The sequence below is a fragment of the Streptomyces sp. NPDC046122 genome (assembly GCF_056429965.1).
Genome location: NZ_JBWKLQ010000002.1, coordinates 35,288 through 50,671, shown reverse-complemented (window position 1 = coordinate 50,671; position 15,384 = coordinate 35,288). Strand labels below are relative to the sequence as shown.

The window sequence follows — 15,384 nt, the reverse complement described above, 5'->3', positions numbered from 1 at the left end:
AAGGGACGAACGGATATGGCTGACACCACGCGGACCCGGCCGGACAATCCCGACAAGGGAACGTCCGGCGAGGGGGCTCGGAAGACCTCCGTGACGAAGCGGGGCGGCGGCGATCCTTCCTCCCGCGGACGTACGACGATCGCCGACGGCGTGGTCGAGAAGATCGCCGGTCTCGCCGCGCGCGACGTGATGGGCGTGCACGCCATGGGCAGCGGACTCTCCCGCACCTTCGGGGCCGTCCGCGACCGGGTGCCCGGCGGCGCCAAGTCGGTCAGCCGGGGCGTCAAGGCCGAGGTCGGAGAGGTACAGACGGCGCTGGACCTGGAGATCGTCGTCGAGTACGGCGTGTCGATCTCCGACGTTGCCCGCTCGGTCCGGGAGAACGTCGTGTCCGCCGTGGAACGCATGACGGGCCTTGAAGTCGTCGAGGTCAACATCGCGGTCAGCGACGTGAAGCTGCCCGACGAGGAAGAGGACGAGCCGGAGCCACGTCTCCAGTAGAGGGAGCAGCAGGATGAGCATGGCGGTGGTCGGCCTTGTGGCCGGTATGGCGCTCGGATTCGCCGGGTACTTCGGTGGGTTCGGAGCATTTCTGCTGGTGGCGGCGTTGGGCGCGATCGGCTTCGTAGTGGGCAAGTTCGCCGACGGCGACCTCGAACCAGGCGACTTCTTCCGCGTGGGTGAGCGCGGCGGCCGGCCGAGGTGACCTCCGCGATGGCCACCGGTCAGATCGAGGCCGCCGAGCGCGGCGCGACCCGGATCGCCGACCGGGTCGTCGCGAAGATCGCCGCGCAGTCGGCGCGCGAGGCGCTCGGGAAGACGCCGGAGGGCGGCAAGGCGCCGCACGCGACGGTGACCGTGCATCACGACAGGGCGCGGGTCCGGGTCGTGCTGGAACTCGGCTACCCCTCCGACATCGGCGGACAGTGCGGCGCGGTACGCCGCGGGGTCACCCACGGCGTCAGCACGCTGACGGGCATGGAGGTGTCCGAGGTGGCGGTCCACGTCGAGCGGCTGCACTCCGCGCAGGCGCCGCACGGGAAGCGGGGGAGGATCCGGTGAGCGAACTCGACAGCGGCGACAGCGGCCGCACGCAGCGGCTTCCCGTCGTCGGAGGCGAGCAGGACGGGCCGGACGCGCCCCGCTCGTCCGGCCCGGGCGTCGCAGCGGCGGACCGGGTGCCGACCCTCAAGGAAGAGCGGGACGGCGCGCGGGCCGGACGGTTCTGGTCCGCCCGCCGGGTGCCGGCCGCGCTGATCGCCCTGCTGACACTCGGCGGCGCCGGTCTGCTGCTGTACGACATCGCGGCCGTACGGGCCGGCCACCCCGCGATGCGGTGGCGGCGCGAGCTCGCGGACGGCCTCGCGACGCGGCCCCTGGACGACGTCTGGGTGCTCGTCGGCGCGGGCGTCGCGGTGGCGCTCGGCCTGTGGCTGCTGCTCCTCGCCCTCACCCCCGGGCTGCGCGCGATCCTGCCGATGCGGCGTACCTCGTCCGACGTACGGGCGGGGCTCGACCGGCGGGCCGCCGCGATGATGCTGCGCGACCGGGCCATGGAGGTGTCCGGCGTGCAGTCCGTGCGTGTGGCGGTGGGACGCTCCAGGGTACGGGCGCGGGCCGTCTCCCACTTCCGGGAACTCGACGACGTACAGGCCGACCTGGAAGCGGTGTTCGCCAAGGGGATCCAGCAGCTCGGGCTCGCCAGCAGGCCGGGTCTGTCCGTGCGGGTCGGCCGGCCGGCCAGGAAGGGGTGACGGAGCGATGCCCAAGAAGGTCAACCGTGTCCTCGTCGGGCTGGCGGGCCTGGTGCTGCTCGCCGTCGGCGGCGGGGTGCTCGCCACCGGGCTCGGGATGTCCGTACCGTCGTGGTGGCCCTTCGACGGACGGGACGACGTGCTGCTCAGCGATGCGGACCGGACGCGGTGGCGGGACTCCGGGTGGTGGTGGCCGGTGGTCATCGCAGCCCTGGCCGCACTGGTCCTGCTCGCCCTGTGGTGGCTGCTCGCGCAGCTGCGCCGGCACCGGCTCGCCGAGGTGCTGGTCGACAGCCGGGACGGCGACGGCGCGGTGCTGCGGGGGCGGGCTCTGGAGAACGTACTGGCCGACGAGGCGCGGACGCTGGACGGTGTGGAGCGGGCGCACGTGAGGCTGACGGGCCGGCGCGACGCGCCCCGGGCGCGCGCGGCGCTGCTTCTCGAGCCGCACGCCGAGCCGGCCGAGACGCTGACCGGGTTCACGGGCGGCGCGCTGGCCCACGCGCGCGACTCCGCGTCGCTGGAGTCGCTCCCGGCGGAGGTCCGGCTGCGGGAGGTCAAGCACGGGGCGCGGCGCGTGAGCTGAGGCCGCAGGAGGACGGGCTCTTCGGCCGAGCCCGTCCGGTGGGCGGCGCGCTGGGGCGTCGCCGGCGGATCAGAAGCCGTGGCGGGCGCCGCCGTCCACCGGCAGCATGACGCCGGTCAGGTACGACGCCGCAGGGGACAGGAGGAACGCGGCCGCCTTGCCGAACTCCTCCGGCCGGCCGTAGCGCCGCAGCGGGATGTTCGCTTCGTTGGCCGCCCGGGCCGCCTCGGCGTCACCGGACAAAGCATCCAGCTGACGCACCCGGTCCGTGTCGATACGGGCCGGCAGCAGGCCCACCACCCGGATGCCCCGCGGCCCGAGGTCGTCGGAGAGGGACTTCGCGAAGCCGGCCAGGCCCGGGCGCAGGCCGTTGGAGATGGTGAGGCCGTGGATCGGTTCGTGGACCGACCCGGAGAGCACGAAGCCGATCACGCCTCCCTCGGAGAGCTCGGCCGCCGCCGCACGGGCCAGACGTACCGCGCCGAGGAAGACGGCGTCGAAGGCCGCCTGCCACTGCTCGTCCGTGTTGTCGGCCGCCACGCCCGGGGCCGGGCCGCCGACGCTGATCAGGATGCCGTCGAAGCGCCCGAAGTGCGCCCGGGCGGCGGCGATCAGGCGCTCCGCCGACGCGGGGTCGGCGTTGTCCGCGGCGACGCCGACCGCGTTCGGCCCGAGTTCGGCGGCGGCGTCCGCCACCGCCTTCTCGTCCCGGCCGCTCACCACGACCTTCGCGCCCTCCGCCGTCAACTGCCGCGCCGAGGCGTGGCCGAGCCCCCGGCTGGCCCCGGTCACGACGTACACCCGGTCCTTCAGTTCAAGATCCATGGGCCCATCCTGCCGCCTCTTCCCCGTCCCCGTCGAGGGCGAGCGCGGACCCAACAAGTCCGATATGACTGAATGCCTGCGGGAAGTTCCCGAGCTGTCGCCCGGAGGCCGGGTCGTACTCCTCGGCGAGCAGTCCCACGTCGTTGCGCAGCGTCAGCAGCCGCTCGAAGAGCTCCCGGGCCTCCTTCACCCGCCCGGTCATCCGCAGCGCGTCGACGAGCCAGAACGAGCAGGCCAGGAAGGTTCCCTCGTCGCCCGGCAGGCCGTCCACGGTGAGGCCGTCCGTGCTGTAGCGGCGGATGAAGCCGCCGTGGCTGAGCTCGGACCGCACCGCCTCCACCGTCCCGACGACCCGGGGATCGTCCGGCGGCAGGAAGCCGACGCGGGGGATGAGGAGCGTGGCGGCGTCCAGCTCGCTGGAGCCGTAGTACTGCGTGAAGGTGTTGCGCTCCGGGTCGTACCCCTTCTCGCAGACCTCCCGGTGCACCTCGTCGCGCATCGCCCGCCACCGGTCCGCGTCGCCGCGCAGCGACGGGTCCTCCTCCAGGGCGCGTACGGCGCGGTCGGCGGCGACCCACGCCATCACCTTGGAGTGCACGAAGTGCCGGCGCGGACCCCGGACCTCCCACAGGCCCTCGTCCGGCTCGCGCCAGTTCGCCTCCAGGAAGCTGAGGAGGCTCAGCTGGAGGTTCCACGCGTGCGGCTTGGGGCGCAGACCCCACGCCCTGGCCATGTAGAGCGAGTCGATGACCTCGCCGTACACGTCGAGCTGGAGCTGTTTGACGGCCGCGTTGCCGGTGCGGACGGGGGCGGACCCCGCGTACCCGCTCAGCCACGGCAGTTCCGTCTCGGGCAGCCGGCGCTCGCCGGACAGGCCGTACATGATCTGGAGGTCGGCCGGGTCGCCCGCGACCGCCCGCAGCAGCCAGTCGCGCCAGGCCGCGGCCTCGTCGATGTAACCCGCCGCGACGAGCGCGCCGAGGGTCAGGGTGGAGTCGCGGAGCCAGCAGTAGCGGTAGTCCCAGTTGCGGACGCCGCCGATCTCCTCCGGGAGCGAGGTCGTGGGGGCGGCGACGATGCCGCCGGTCGGTGCGTAGGTGAGCGCCTTGAGGGTGATGAGCGAGCGCAGCACGGCTTCCCGGTACGGGCCCCGGTACTGGCAGTGGGAGGCCCACTCCTCCCAGTCCTGGAGGCTGTGCTCCAGTCCCTCGTACGGGTCGGTGGGGGGCGGCTGCTGCTCGTGCGACGGGTGCCAGGTCAGGACGAACGCCACCTTCTCGCCCTCGGCCACGGTGAACGACGAGTAGGTGGTGTACTGCTGGCCCCAGGTCTTCACCCAGTCCGCCGGCTCGGTGCGCAGCCAGGCGGAGTCGGGTCCCGCGACGGCCACCCGGTGACCGGCCGTGCGGCGCATCCACGGCACGATGTTGCCGTAGTCGAAGCGCAGGCGGAGCGTGGAGCGCATGGTCACCTCGCCCGAGAGGCCCTCCACGATCCGTACGACGTCGGGCGCCTCGTCGCGCTGCGGCATGAAGTCGGTGACCTTGACCGAGCCGGACCGGGTCTCCCAGACCGTGTCCAGGATGAGGCTGTCACCGCGGTACGAACGCCGCGCGCAGGCGTCCGCGCCGGCCGGGGCCACGCGCCAGTGACCGTTCTCCTCGTCGCCGAGCAGTGCGGCGAAGCACGCCGCCGAGTCGAAACGGGGCAGGCAGAGCCAGTCGATGGAACCGTCCTTGCCGACCAGCGCGGCTGTCTGGAGGTCCCCGATGAGCGCGTAGTCCTCGATGCGTTGGGTCACGAGACCTCGTGTTCCCGCGCGGGTGCGGCGTTAAGCGGTCCGGGCCGCGCGGCGGCGGGCCGGCTCAGGCGTCGGCGGTGGCCGGTTCGGCCGGCGCCCCGTCGGGGGCTCCCGCCGCCTCCGCGCGGTCGCGCAGCTCGCGGCGTACGAGGACGACCCAGCCGACCGGCACCGCCGCGGCGAACAGCCACCACTGCACGGCGTACGCCATGTGCGGGCCGATCGAGTCGGCGTCGGGGTCGGGCAGGAGCTGCGGCTTCGGCCCGGCCGGGACCGGCTCCGTCAGCTCGATGTAGCCGCCGAGGACGGGCCGCCCGAGCGCCTCGGCCTGCTGTGCGCTGTTGATCAGCATGACCTGCCGGGGCGGCAGGCCGCTCAGGTCCTTGATGCCGGTGCCCCCCGTCGTCTCGTCGGCCTTGAGGCGTCCGGTGACGGTGACTTCGCCCTCGGGGGCGGCCGGGACCTCCGGGAACGCCTGCTGGTCGGCGCCGAACGGGACCCAGCCCCGGTTGACCAGGACGGCGCGGCCGTCGTTCATGACGAGCGGGGTGAGGACGTGGAAGCCGACCTGGTCGTCGGCGTCGGTCCGGCGGCGTACGACGACCTCGTGCGCGGTGTCGTACGTGCCGGTGGCGGTCACCCGGCGCCAGTAGTCGGCGCGCGGGACGGTGTGTCCGGGGGAGGTGATGTCGCCGACGGGCCGGGGCCCGGCCCGCAGGTTGCCGGAGATCAGCTCGTTCTGCGCGACCCGGTGCTCGTGCCGGTGCAGCTGCCAGAAGCCCAGCTCGACCATCGTGGGGATGAGAGCGAGCATCAGAAGGGTGAGGATCACCCACTGCCGGGACAACAGGAAGCGGTACACGTCCTTGACGTTACCCTGGCGCGCGGCGGTCCCCGGCGGGTGGGTCTCCCGCCGGGGCGAGCCGGTGTCCGGCCCCGGACGCCGCCGCCTCAGACCTTGTCGACGATGCCCACCTTCCCCTCGGCGCGCGAGCAGTGGGCGCCGCAGTACCAGTGGCCGTCGACCTCGACGCCCTGGCCCAGGATCTGCACCCGGCAGTGCTCACAGATGGGCGCCATCCGGTGGATGGCGCAGGAGAAGCAGTCGAAGACGTGCACCGCGCCCTGCGCGTGCACCTCGAAGGACATGCCGTAGTCGTTTCCGCATACCTCGCAACGTGCCATGCGCCACAGGGTGGGACGGCGGGCGGCGGCAGGGCGAGTGGCCGGCGGGCGAGTCGCGCCCCAATCACCCGTCTGCCGTGACGGCCCGGCCCCCGTCAGCCGGCCGGAACCACGTCCCGCAGCAACTGCGTGAAGGCCGCCTCGTCGACGACGGGGGTGCCGAAGGACCTGGCCTTGACGGTCTTGGACGTGGCCGAGTCGGGGTCGTTCGTGACGAGCAGGCTCGTGAGCCGGGACACACTCGTCGCGACGTGCAGTCCCGCTTCGACCGCCCGGTCCTCCAGCAGCTCGCGGTCCACCGACGTGTCGCCGGAGAAGGCCACCCGCATGCCCTGCTTGAGCAGTTTGCCAGGTTCGTACCGTCCTGGGTTCGGGTGCGGGCACGCCGGCCGCTTCCGCGACGGACGCCAGCTGCCCCCGCCGCCCCGGTACGACGCCTGGTGGCCCACCCGCGGTGTCGCCGGCGAGTCCGACCACTCGGTGAGCGGCCGGCACTCCAGCAACGGCAGCCGCACGCCGCCCTGCGCCGCCGCGTGCAGACTCGGACGGAACGCCTCGGCCAGGACGCGCGCGTCGTCGAGCGCGTGGTGCGCACGCTGCTGCACGACGCCGAAGTGCGCGGCCAGCGACTCCAGCTTGTGGTTGGGCAGCGGCAGGCGCAGCTCCTTGGAGAGCGCGATCGTGCACAGCCGCTGCTGAACCGGCGCGGTGCGGGCGGCCCGTGCGTACTCCCGGGCGATCATCGACCAGTCGAACATCGCGTTGTGCGCGACGAGCACCCGGCCGTCGAGCCGCTCCGACAGTTCGGCGGCGATGTCCGGGAACAGCGGGGCGCCCGTCAGCACGTCGCTCGTCAGGCCGTGGATCCAGACGGGGCCGGGGTCGCGCTCGGGGTTGACGAGCGTGTACCAGTGGTCCTCGACGTCCCCCCGGTAGTCCAGCCGGTAGACGGCAGCGGAGATTATCCGGTCGTCGCGCGCGAGCCCGGTGGTCTCCACGTCGACGACCGCGTACCCCTTCGGGTAGGCGGTCGGCCACGGCGCTGCTGTCGATTGGTCTTCGAGCATGGTCACTGAGGATACGGGCCCCCACTGACAGCCCCGCCCGCCCGGGTGAGCAGACCGTTCACCAGAGCCCGCACGGAGTTGACGAAGAGGCGTTCGGGATCGGCGGGCCGGGCCAGGGCGCGCGCCAGCGCCGGGTCGTGCTCCGCGGTCCGCGCGTCCCACAGCTCCTCCTCGCCCGGGTGCTGCGCGGGGGCCCGTTCGCGGTTGCGCTCCACGAGGACGTGTCCGACGACCTGGAACTGGACCGCCCGTACGGCCTCGGCGGCCCGCGCCCCGCGCAGTCCCGCGGCGTGCACCTCGCGGACGAGGGCCCGCTGGGCGGGCAGGAACATCCGCTCGGTGAGGCCGCGTTCGTGGACCATCGCGATCAGGTGGGGGCGCTCGCGCAGTTCGCGGCGCAGGCCGCGGGCGACGGAGACGATGCGCGCGGCCGGGGTGCGGCCGGCCGGGCGGACGACGCGCATCTCCTCGACGGTCCGCTCGACGAGGGCGTCGAGGAGCGACTCGCGGTTGCCGACGTGCCAGTAGATGGAGGTGACCGCCGTACCGAGCTCGGCGGCGAGCCCGCGCATGGTGAGCGCCGCCGGCCCGTGCGTCCTGACGAGGGCCGCCGCCGCGTCCAGGACCTCGTCGCGGGTCAGCGCGGTGCGCGGCGTGCGTCGTCCGGCGCTGTCGTCCGTGGCGCCCGAGGCGCGCGTGGTGCGTGGCATTGGAGCTCCCAAATCCCGTACGTGCGCGACTCTTTCACCTTCGTCCGCGCCGGTGTAACAGTGTTACAGGTCTCTCCCCCCATGAAGGGCGGTACGACATGGCACGCGTACGGTACGGCGCGCGGACCGAGGACGAGATCGCGGCGGGGCGCCGCTCCGTCTCCCGGCTCCCCGCCATCTGGTCCACCGGAGTGGTGGCGGTCTGGGAGAGCGATCCGGACGCGGTGGCGGCCGTACTTCCGCCGCCCCTCAAGCCGGCCGAGCGGCCCCTCGTACGGGCGAACATCAGCCGGGTCGAACTGCCCGGTTATCCGCTGGGCGCCGGATCGGTGGCGGTCTCCGCCGTCCACGACGAGGTCCGCGGCTGGTACCCCCTCGTCATGCCGATGACCCACGAACGGGCCCTGACCGGCGGCCGCGAGGTCTTCGGCGAGCCGAAGAAGCTCGGCGAGGTGACCGTCGACCGTGACGGCCTGGTCGTACGCGCGGCGCTCGCCCGCCACGGCATCGCCTTCGTCGAGGTGCGCGGGGCGGTGGACGGGCCGCTGCCGCTGCCCGAACCGACGGAGAAGGTCGACTTCTACTACAAGTTCCTGCCGGCGGTGGACGGCCGGGGCTTCGACGCCGACCCGGTCCTCGTGCACTGCGTCCGCCGCGAGAAGGTGCGCAGTCTGGAGCGGATCACGGGCGACGTCGTGCTGCGCGAGTCGGTGTACGACCCGGTCGCAGACCTGCCCGTGCGCCGTGTCGTCGGGATCACCCTCGGGGAGAAGACCACCGACCAGAAGGGGCGCGTGGTGGAGCGCGTGAGCGCGCGGGCGCTGCTCCCGTACATCCACCAGCGGTACGACGACCCGCTCCAGATCCTCGACGGCCCGCCGGAGGGGAGCGTCTGATGCGGCTGGAGGAGGGGCAGGTCGCGGTCGTCACGGGCGCGGCGAGCGGGATCGGGCTCGCGATGGTCCGCAGGTTCGCGGCCGGCGGCCTCTCGGTCGTACTCGCCGACGTCGAGGAGGAGGCGCTGGCGAAGGCCGCCGCCGAACTCCGCGCGGCGGGCGCGCGGGTGCTCGCGCGGGTCGTCGACGTCGGCGTCCGCGAGTCCGTCACCGCCCTCGCGGACGCCGCCTACGACTCCTTCGGGGCGGTGCACGTGCTGTGCAACAACGCGGGGGTCGGCTCCGGCGCGGAAGGCCGCATGTGGGAGCACGAGGTGAACGACTGGAAGTGGGCGTTCGCGGTGAACGTCTGGGGCGTCTTCCACGGCATTCAGGCGTTCGTCCCCCGGATGATCGACGGCGGCGCACCGGGGCACGTCGTCAACACCTCGTCGGGCGACGGCGGGATCGCCCCGCTGCCGACCGCGTCCGTGTACGCCGTCACCAAGGCGGCGGTGGTGACGATGACGGAATCGCTGTACGCGCACCTGCGCGCGGAGGGCGTTCCCGTGAGCGCGTCGGTGCTGTTCCCCGGACCGCACATGCTGCGCACCGGGCTGTGGGAGTCGCACCGCAACCGGCCCTCCCGCTACGCCAAGGAACGGCCCCGTAGGACGCCCTACCGCAGCCTCGGGCAGTGGGAGACGGCGATGAGGGAAGCGGGTCACGACATCGAGTTCACACCGGTCGAGGACGTGGCCGAGACCGTGGTCGACGGGATCGAGGCGGACCGGTTCTGGATGCTGCCGGCGAGCGAGCACAGCGACCGGCAGATCCGCGCGCGGGCGCGGTCGATGCTCGACCGCTCCGAGCCGTCGTACCTGGAGCACTTCATTCTCGACTGAGGCCCCACCGAGGGAGGACACGCGATGACGGAACAAAGCGACCCGTACCTGATCATCTCCTCCGACTGCCACGCCGGTCTGCCGACCGAGCGGTACCGGCCCTACCTGGACAGTGCCTTCCACCGCGACTTCGACGACTTCCTCGGGCAGCGCGACGCCCGCCGCGAGGAGATGACGCGGCTCGGCGTGCGCAACGAGGCGTTCGCCGCCCAGTGGTTCGAGGACAACGAGGAGGGGCTGCGCGGCGGCTGGGACGCGGCGCAGCGCCTCAAGGAGCTCGACGGCGACGGGGTGGCCGCCGAAGTCGTCTTCCCCGACGCCGATGCCGTCGACAGCCGGACCGCCGCGCCCTTCGGCGTCGGCCTCGGCCTCTCCGGCGACCAGGACCCCCGGCTCGGCATGGCGGGTGCCCGGGCGCACAACCGATGGCTCGCCGAGTTCGTGGCGCAGAACCCCGAACGCCACTGCGGGGTGGCCCTCCTGCCCGTCACGGGCGAGGTGCGGGAGGTCGTCGCCGAGATCCACCGGGCCAGGGAGTCCGGGCTGGGCGCGCTGATGATCCCTTCGATGTGGGTCGACAAGGCGCCGTACCACGACCGCCGTTACGACCCGGTGTGGGCGGCGGCGGCCGAGACGCGCATGCCGGTCGTGACCCACTCGGGCGCCGCGCCGCGCCACGAGTACGGCGACCACCTGGGCATCTACGTCTCCGAGGTGACGTGGTGGCCCGCCAGGCCGCTGTGGTTCCTGCTCTGGTCGGGCGTCTTCGAGCGCCACCCGGGGCTGCGGTTCGGCGTGGCGGAGTCCGGCTGCTGGTGGCTGCCGAACCAGCTCTGGTTCATGGACCGCCTCTACCTGGGAGCGCACGGCGGCAAGAAGCTCTCGCCCTTCGCCGAGCTGAAGCGGCCGCCGAGCGAGTACCTGGACCGGCAGGTCTTCGTCTGCGCCACCAACACCAAGCGGCGCGAACTCGCCCAGCGCTACGAGATCGGCGTGGACAACATCCTGTGGGGCAGCGACTTCCCGCACCCCGAGGGCACATGGCCCGACACGCGCGCGTGGCTGAAGCGGACGTTCCATGACATCCCCGTCACCGAGACGCGTCGCATCCTCGGTCTGGCCGCCGCCGAGGTCTTCGGCTTCGACACCGCGCGACTGGCCCCCCTCGCCCGGCGCATCGGCCCCACGCCGGCGGAGCTGGGCCAGCCGGACGACCAGCCGGCGGTCGAGGCGTCGTGGGCCAGGTCGCGCGAGACGGGCCGGCACTGGCTGACCGGCCACGACTTCCCGGTGCTGGGGGTCGCGCCGTGACCGGGGAGCGCTACACCGTCATCTCGGCCGACTGCCACGCCGGAGCCGACCTCCTCGATTACAGGCCGTACTTGGAGAAGCGCCACCACGACGACTTCGACGCCTGGGCGGCGGCGTACGTCAATCCGTACGAGGACCTCCTCGCCGACACCGCCGACCGCAACTGGAACTCCGCCCGCCGCCTGGCCGAGCTCGAGGCGGACGGCATCGTGGCCGAAGTGGTCTTCCCGAACACCGTTCCGCCCTTCTTCCCCAGCGCCTCGCTGATGGCCCCCGCTCCGTCCGCGGCGGAGTACGAGCAGCGCTGGGCGGGCCTGCGGGCCCACAACCGGTGGCTCGCGGACTTCTGCGACGCGGTGCCGGGACGGCGGGCGGGCGTCGCGCAAATCCTCCTCAACGACGTGGACGGGGCGGTACGGGAGATCCGCCGCACCAAGGCGGCCGGTCTCACCGGCGGCGTCCTGCTGCCCGGCGCGCCGCCGGGATCGGGTGTACCCGAGCTCTACTCGCGGACGTACGACCCGATCTGGGCGGTCTGCGAGGAGCTGGACGTGCCCGTCAACCACCACGGAGGGTCGGCCTCGCCGCCGCTCGGCGACGAACCGGCGGCCCGCGCGGTGTTCATGGTGGAGACGACGTGGTTCTCGCACCGCGCCCTGTGGCACCTGACCTTCGGCGGGGCGTTCCGAAGGCATCCCGGCCTGAAGCTGGTCCTCACCGAACAGGGGTCGGGCTGGATACCGGGCGTGATCGAGATGCTGGACTACTACCACTCCCGGCTGGTGGCGGCGGCGGCCCGCGCGTCCACCGCCGAGTCGAAGTTCGGCGCGGGCCTGGCGGACGCGATGGGCGGCAGCCCGAGCGAGGCCTGGCGCGACAACTGCTACGTCGGCGCCAGCTTCATGCGCCCCCACGAGGTGCCGCTGCGCGACCGGATCGGCCTCGACAAGATCATGTGGGGCAGCGACTTCCCGCACGACGAGGGGACGGCTCCGTACTCCCGCGAGGCGCTTCGGATCGCGTACGCCGGACTGCCGAGGGAGCAGGTCGCCGCCATGGTGGGCGGGAACGCGGCCCGCGTGTACGGCTTCGACCTCGGCCTCCTGGACCGGCTCGCGGCGGAGTCCGGCCCGCTGGTGGCGGAGATCGCCGAACCGCTCCCGCCCGCCGGCATCCCGCCCGACGCGACCAGCCCGGCCTTCGCACCGGGAGGGTCGGTACGCGTCTGGTGAGCCCCGTGCGGCGAACCACTCCGGCGTGCGTCCGGTGACCACCCTGCGGCCGAACCACTCCGGCGCGCGTCCGGTGACGACCCCGCGGCGGATCACTCCGGCGTGCGTCCGAACCGGACGGCCGCTGTGCAATAGGTGGAATTCCGCATCCGCACCCTCGCTGACAGACCGTCTCGCATACTTGTCGGTAACAACCTCTAGCCGAGCGCTCGTCCGGCCTCTATCGTGCGGGCATGCCGAACCTGCCCGATGTCGTGCTGTGGTCGATACCCGCCTTCGTCCTGCTCACCGTGCTCGAAATCGTGAGCTACCGCCTCCATCCCGACGAAGACGCCGCGGGGTACGAGACCAAGGACGCCGTGACCAGCGTCGGCATGGGGCTCGGCAGCATCGCGTTCGACTTCCTGTGGAAGATCCCGATCGTCGCGATCTACATGGCGGTGTACGAGCTGACGCCCGCCCGCGTCCCGGTCCTGTGGTGGACGATCCTGCTGATGCTGCTCGCGCAGGACTTCTTCTACTACTGGTCCCACCGCGGCCACCACGTGATCCGCATCCTCTGGGCCTGCCACGTGGTCCACCACTCCAGCCGCAAGTTCAACCTCACCACCGCCCTGCGCCAGCCCTGGACGAGCCTCACCGTCTGGCCGTTCTACCTGCCGCTGATCGCCTGCGGCGTGCACCCGGCCGCGCTCGCGTTCTGCTCCTCCGCGAACCTCGTCTACCAGTTCTGGGTACACACCGAGCGGGTCGGCAAGCTGCCGCGTCCCTTCGAGTACGTGCTGAACACGCCGTCCCACCACCGTGTCCACCACGCCTCCCAGGGCGGCTACCTCGACCGGAACTTCGGCGGCATCCTGATCGTCTGGGACCGGCTCTTCCGCTCGTTCGCGGCCGAGACCGAGCGCCCGGTCTACGGCCTCACCAAGAACATCGAGACGTACAACCCGCTGCGCGTCGCCACCCACGAGTACGCAGCCATCGTCCGCGACGTACGGGCCGCCACCACCTGGCGCGAGCGCGCCGGCCGGATCTTCCGGGGGCCCGGGTGGCAGCCGCGCCGCCCGGCGGAGGCGGCGGTGACCGGGCAGGCGCAGGAAGCCCCGGCGGGCCAGGCCGCGTGAGCCCCGCCGCCCCGCGCGACCCCTACACGGCCGCGGCCGCCCACCCGGACCCGGACGCCACCGCGGCCGCCGGCGGCCGCCCCGGCGAGCAGGCCCCCGGAACCCGGCCCCCCGTGGCGCACTCCGGGACGGCTCGCCGCGGTGCGTGGGCCCGGTGGGCTCTCGCCGCGTTCGCCGTCGCGGCCCTGGCCGACCTCGGCTCGCTCGTCGCCGGGGCCGACACCGGTCACCTGGCCGCCAAGCCCCTCCTGATGCCGCTGCTCGCGGCGTACGCCGTCCTGCGCGGCGCGCCGCGGCTGCTGACCGCCGCGCTGCTCTTCGGCTGGGGCGGCGACGTCTTCCTGCTCGCCGACGCCGACTGGGCCTTCCTCGTCGGCATGGGCTCCTTCGCCGCCGGGCACGTCTGCTACCTGCTGCTCTTCGCCCGCGCGGGTGCCAGGACGTCCGGGCTCCTCGGCGCCGGATACGCCGTCGCCCTCCTCACCACGGTCGCCCTGCTGTGGCCCGACCTGCCCGGCGACCTGCGCGTCCCGGTCGCCGGGTACAGCCTGCTGCTGACGGCCATGGCGCTGCGCGCGGGCGGCCTCGGCCGGTACGCCGGACTCGGCGGCGCGCTCTTCCTGCTCTCCGACACGCTCATCGCCACCGGCGTGGCCGAGTGGCCGCAACCGCCCGCCCCCGACTTCTGGATCATGCTCACCTATCTCGCCGCGCAATACCTGCTGGTCAGAGGCGCACTGGGACGCCGGGCGACCCCGGCCGGCCCGGCGGCGTACGGTGAAGGACGTACCACCGTCTGAGCACCGAGGATCCCCATGCGCGCCACCGTCATCCACGCCCCGCACGACATCCGCGTGGAGGAGGTGCCGGATCCGCGGATCCAGGAGCCCACGGACGTGGTCGTCCGCGTGCTGCGCGCCTGCGTCTGCGGCAGCGACCTGTGGGCGTACCGCGGCGAGTCCGCCCGGCAGCCCGGACAGCGCATCGGCCACGAGTTCCTCGGCGTCGTCGAGGAGGCCGGGCGCACAGTGGCCGGGTTCGCCCCGGGCGATCTCGTCGTCGCGCCCTTCGTGTGGTCCGACGGCACGTGCGAGTACTGCGCCGAAGGGCTCCAGACCTCCTGCCCGCAGGGCGGGTTCTGGGGCTCCGTGGGCTCCGACGGCGGCCAGGGCGAAGCCGTGCGCGTGCCCTTCGCCGACGGAACGCTGGTCAAGCTCCCGGCCGCCGCGGCCTCCGACGACCGGCTGCTGACCGGCCTCCTCGCCCTCTCCGACGTCCTGGGCACCGGACACCACGCCGCCCTCGGCGCGGGCGTGCGGCGCGGCTCGACGGTCGCGGTCGTCGGCGACGGCGCGGTCGGGCTGTGCGGGGTGCTGGCCGCCAAGCGGCTCGGGGCCGAGCGCATCATCGCGCTGGGCCGCCACCGGGCGCGCACCGACATCGCCAAGACCTTCGGCGCCACCGACATCGTCGCCGAGCGCGGCGATGCCGCCGTCGCGGCCGTACACGAACTCACCGGCGGGCAGGGCGCGCACGCCGTGATCGAGGCGGTAGGCACCGAGCAGTCGATGCGCACGGCCGTCGGGATCGCCCGCGACGGCGGCGCGATCGGTTACGTCGGCGTCCCGCACGGCAGCGGCACCGGCCTCGACCTGGGCGTGCTGTTCAACCGCAACGTCGCGCTGCGCGGGGGAGTGGCCCCGGTGCGCGCGTACATCCCCGACCTGCTGCCGGACGTCCTGGACGGAACGGTCGACCCGTCGCCGGTGTTCGACGTCACCGTGGGCCTCGACGGCGTGCCCGACGGCTACCGGGCGATGGACGAGCGCACCGCGCTCAAGGTCCTCGTCAAGCCGTGACCGCGCCGGGGGCCCTCGTCGAGCCTCGTGCTCGACCTGCCCGTTCTCGTGCCGTGGGAGAGGGCCCCCTCGGGGGCGGGCAAAAAACGAAAGAAAGAGAACCAAGAAAAAAACCCGGGATACACCCGCTCGCTATGTCCCCCTCCCTTT

General features: G+C 73.1%; 18 protein-coding genes. 12 read left to right on the top strand and 6 right to left on the bottom strand.

The window, feature by feature from the left end:
* The first annotated feature begins 15 nt into the window (after positions 1 to 15).
* The 5 genes from AC07FK_RS05100 to amaP are packed head-to-tail and all read left to right on the top strand — an operon-like array spanning position 16 to position 2,340.
* On the top strand, positions 16 to 501 hold the full coding sequence (locus AC07FK_RS05100; protein ID WP_479102696.1) for an Asp23/Gls24 family envelope stress response protein: 486 nt from the start codon (positions 16 to 18) through the stop codon (positions 499 to 501).
* 13 nt (positions 502 to 514) lie between these two features.
* Positions 515 to 706: a hypothetical protein gene (locus tag AC07FK_RS05095; RefSeq protein WP_028814280.1), complete on the top strand. Its 192-nt coding sequence runs from the start codon at positions 515 to 517 to the stop codon at positions 704 to 706.
* Between the two features lie 8 nt (positions 707 to 714).
* Positions 715 to 1,062, top strand: a complete 348-nt coding sequence (locus AC07FK_RS05090) for an Asp23/Gls24 family envelope stress response protein (RefSeq protein ID WP_479102693.1) — start codon at positions 715 to 717, stop codon at positions 1,060 to 1,062.
* Positions 1,059 to 1,754 carry a DUF6286 domain-containing protein gene (locus AC07FK_RS05085; RefSeq protein ID WP_479102691.1) on the top strand — a complete coding sequence of 232 codons (696 nt, stop codon included), beginning with the start codon at positions 1,059 to 1,061 and terminating at the stop codon, positions 1,752 to 1,754. The genes AC07FK_RS05090 and AC07FK_RS05085 overlap by 4 nt, the downstream gene beginning before the upstream one ends.
* A 7-nt stretch (positions 1,755 to 1,761) precedes the next feature.
* Positions 1,762 to 2,340 carry an alkaline shock response membrane anchor protein AmaP gene (gene amaP, locus AC07FK_RS05080; RefSeq protein WP_479102690.1) on the top strand — a complete coding sequence of 193 codons (579 nt, stop codon included), beginning with the start codon at positions 1,762 to 1,764 and terminating at the stop codon, positions 2,338 to 2,340.
* Between the two features lie 69 nt (positions 2,341 to 2,409).
* Here the strand turns inward: amaP and AC07FK_RS05075 are convergent, their stop codons facing one another.
* From AC07FK_RS05075 to AC07FK_RS05050, 6 genes are all read right to left on the bottom strand, one after another.
* Positions 2,410 to 3,165, bottom strand: a complete 756-nt coding sequence (locus AC07FK_RS05075; protein ID WP_479102688.1) for an SDR family oxidoreductase — start codon at positions 3,163 to 3,165, stop codon at positions 2,410 to 2,412.
* Positions 3,155 to 4,966, bottom strand: coding sequence for a glycoside hydrolase family 15 protein (locus AC07FK_RS05070; RefSeq protein WP_479102686.1), 1,812 nt, complete (start codon positions 4,964 to 4,966; stop codon positions 3,155 to 3,157). Before AC07FK_RS05070 ends, AC07FK_RS05075 begins: the two co-directional genes overlap by 11 nt.
* Positions 4,967 to 5,030: 64 nt before the next feature.
* Positions 5,031 to 5,828 (bottom strand): SURF1 family cytochrome oxidase biogenesis protein, encoded by a 798-nt coding sequence (locus tag AC07FK_RS05065; protein WP_479102685.1) that lies wholly within the window; start codon positions 5,826 to 5,828, stop codon positions 5,031 to 5,033.
* 89 nt (positions 5,829 to 5,917) lie between these two features.
* Positions 5,918 to 6,151 carry a hypothetical protein gene (locus AC07FK_RS05060; RefSeq protein ID WP_453403555.1) on the bottom strand — a complete coding sequence of 78 codons (234 nt, stop codon included), beginning with the start codon at positions 6,149 to 6,151 and terminating at the stop codon, positions 5,918 to 5,920.
* A gap of 95 nt (positions 6,152 to 6,246) precedes the next feature.
* The gene (locus tag AC07FK_RS05055) at positions 6,247 to 7,224 is read right to left on the bottom strand and encodes a DEDDh family exonuclease (RefSeq protein WP_479102683.1); all 978 of its coding nucleotides are present in this window, start codon (positions 7,222 to 7,224) and stop codon (positions 6,247 to 6,249) included.
* Complete coding sequence (locus tag AC07FK_RS05050) at positions 7,221 to 7,928, bottom strand: TetR/AcrR family transcriptional regulator (RefSeq protein WP_479102681.1); 708 nt, start codon at positions 7,926 to 7,928, stop codon at positions 7,221 to 7,223. The genes AC07FK_RS05055 and AC07FK_RS05050 overlap by 4 nt, the downstream gene beginning before the upstream one ends.
* 98 nt (positions 7,929 to 8,026) lie before the next feature.
* On the opposite strand from AC07FK_RS05050, the gene AC07FK_RS05045 reads away from it, so the two are divergent.
* From AC07FK_RS05045 to AC07FK_RS05015, 7 genes are all read left to right on the top strand, one after another.
* Complete coding sequence (locus AC07FK_RS05045) at positions 8,027 to 8,824, top strand: acetoacetate decarboxylase family protein (RefSeq protein ID WP_479102679.1); 798 nt, start codon at positions 8,027 to 8,029, stop codon at positions 8,822 to 8,824.
* On the top strand, positions 8,824 to 9,708 hold the full coding sequence (locus AC07FK_RS05040; protein ID WP_479102678.1) for an SDR family NAD(P)-dependent oxidoreductase: 885 nt from the start codon (positions 8,824 to 8,826) through the stop codon (positions 9,706 to 9,708). Before AC07FK_RS05045 ends, AC07FK_RS05040 begins: the two co-directional genes overlap by 1 nt.
* Positions 9,709 to 9,732: 24 nt before the next feature.
* A complete protein-coding gene (locus tag AC07FK_RS05035) occupies positions 9,733 to 11,019 on the top strand; it encodes an amidohydrolase family protein (RefSeq protein WP_479102676.1) in 1,287 nt (428 codons plus the stop codon).
* Positions 11,016 to 12,251 (top strand): amidohydrolase family protein, encoded by a 1,236-nt coding sequence (locus AC07FK_RS05030; RefSeq protein WP_479102674.1) that lies wholly within the window; start codon positions 11,016 to 11,018, stop codon positions 12,249 to 12,251. The genes AC07FK_RS05035 and AC07FK_RS05030 overlap by 4 nt, the downstream gene beginning before the upstream one ends.
* A gap of 233 nt (positions 12,252 to 12,484) precedes the next feature.
* Positions 12,485 to 13,375, top strand: coding sequence for a sterol desaturase family protein (locus AC07FK_RS05025; RefSeq protein WP_479102673.1), 891 nt, complete (start codon positions 12,485 to 12,487; stop codon positions 13,373 to 13,375).
* 113 nt (positions 13,376 to 13,488) lie between these two features.
* On the top strand, positions 13,489 to 14,175 hold the full coding sequence (locus AC07FK_RS05020) for a lysoplasmalogenase (protein WP_479103889.1): 687 nt from the start codon (positions 13,489 to 13,491) through the stop codon (positions 14,173 to 14,175).
* Positions 14,176 to 14,190: 15 nt separating this feature from the next.
* A complete protein-coding gene (locus tag AC07FK_RS05015; RefSeq protein WP_479102671.1) occupies positions 14,191 to 15,234 on the top strand; it encodes a zinc-dependent alcohol dehydrogenase family protein in 1,044 nt (347 codons plus the stop codon).
* Positions 15,235 to 15,384 lie beyond the last annotated feature (150 nt).

What these genes read in the sequence shown, in the direction of transcription:
- AC07FK_RS05075 (WP_479102688.1), bottom strand. Translation starts at nt 3,165, where the DNA reads ATGGATCTTGAACTGAAGGACCGGGTGTACGTCGTGACCGGGGCCAGC.
- AC07FK_RS05090 (WP_479102693.1), top strand. Translation starts at nt 715, where the DNA reads ATGGCCACCGGTCAGATCGAGGCCGCCGAGCGCGGCGCGACCCGGATC.
- AC07FK_RS05050 (WP_479102681.1), bottom strand. Translation starts at nt 7,928, where the DNA reads ATGCCACGCACCACGCGCGCCTCGGGCGCCACGGACGACAGCGCCGGA.
- AC07FK_RS05015 (WP_479102671.1), top strand. Translation starts at nt 14,191, where the DNA reads ATGCGCGCCACCGTCATCCACGCCCCGCACGACATCCGCGTGGAGGAG.
- AC07FK_RS05045 (WP_479102679.1), top strand. Translation starts at nt 8,027, where the DNA reads ATGGCACGCGTACGGTACGGCGCGCGGACCGAGGACGAGATCGCGGCG.
- AC07FK_RS05095 (WP_028814280.1), top strand. Translation starts at nt 515, where the DNA reads ATGAGCATGGCGGTGGTCGGCCTTGTGGCCGGTATGGCGCTCGGATTC.
- AC07FK_RS05040 (WP_479102678.1), top strand. Translation starts at nt 8,824, where the DNA reads ATGCGGCTGGAGGAGGGGCAGGTCGCGGTCGTCACGGGCGCGGCGAGC.
- amaP (WP_479102690.1), top strand. Translation starts at nt 1,762, where the DNA reads ATGCCCAAGAAGGTCAACCGTGTCCTCGTCGGGCTGGCGGGCCTGGTG.
- AC07FK_RS05025 (WP_479102673.1), top strand. Translation starts at nt 12,485, where the DNA reads ATGCCGAACCTGCCCGATGTCGTGCTGTGGTCGATACCCGCCTTCGTC.
- AC07FK_RS05060 (WP_453403555.1), bottom strand. Translation starts at nt 6,151, where the DNA reads ATGGCACGTTGCGAGGTATGCGGAAACGACTACGGCATGTCCTTCGAG.
- AC07FK_RS05035 (WP_479102676.1), top strand. Translation starts at nt 9,733, where the DNA reads ATGACGGAACAAAGCGACCCGTACCTGATCATCTCCTCCGACTGCCAC.
- AC07FK_RS05100 (WP_479102696.1), top strand. Translation starts at nt 16, where the DNA reads ATGGCTGACACCACGCGGACCCGGCCGGACAATCCCGACAAGGGAACG.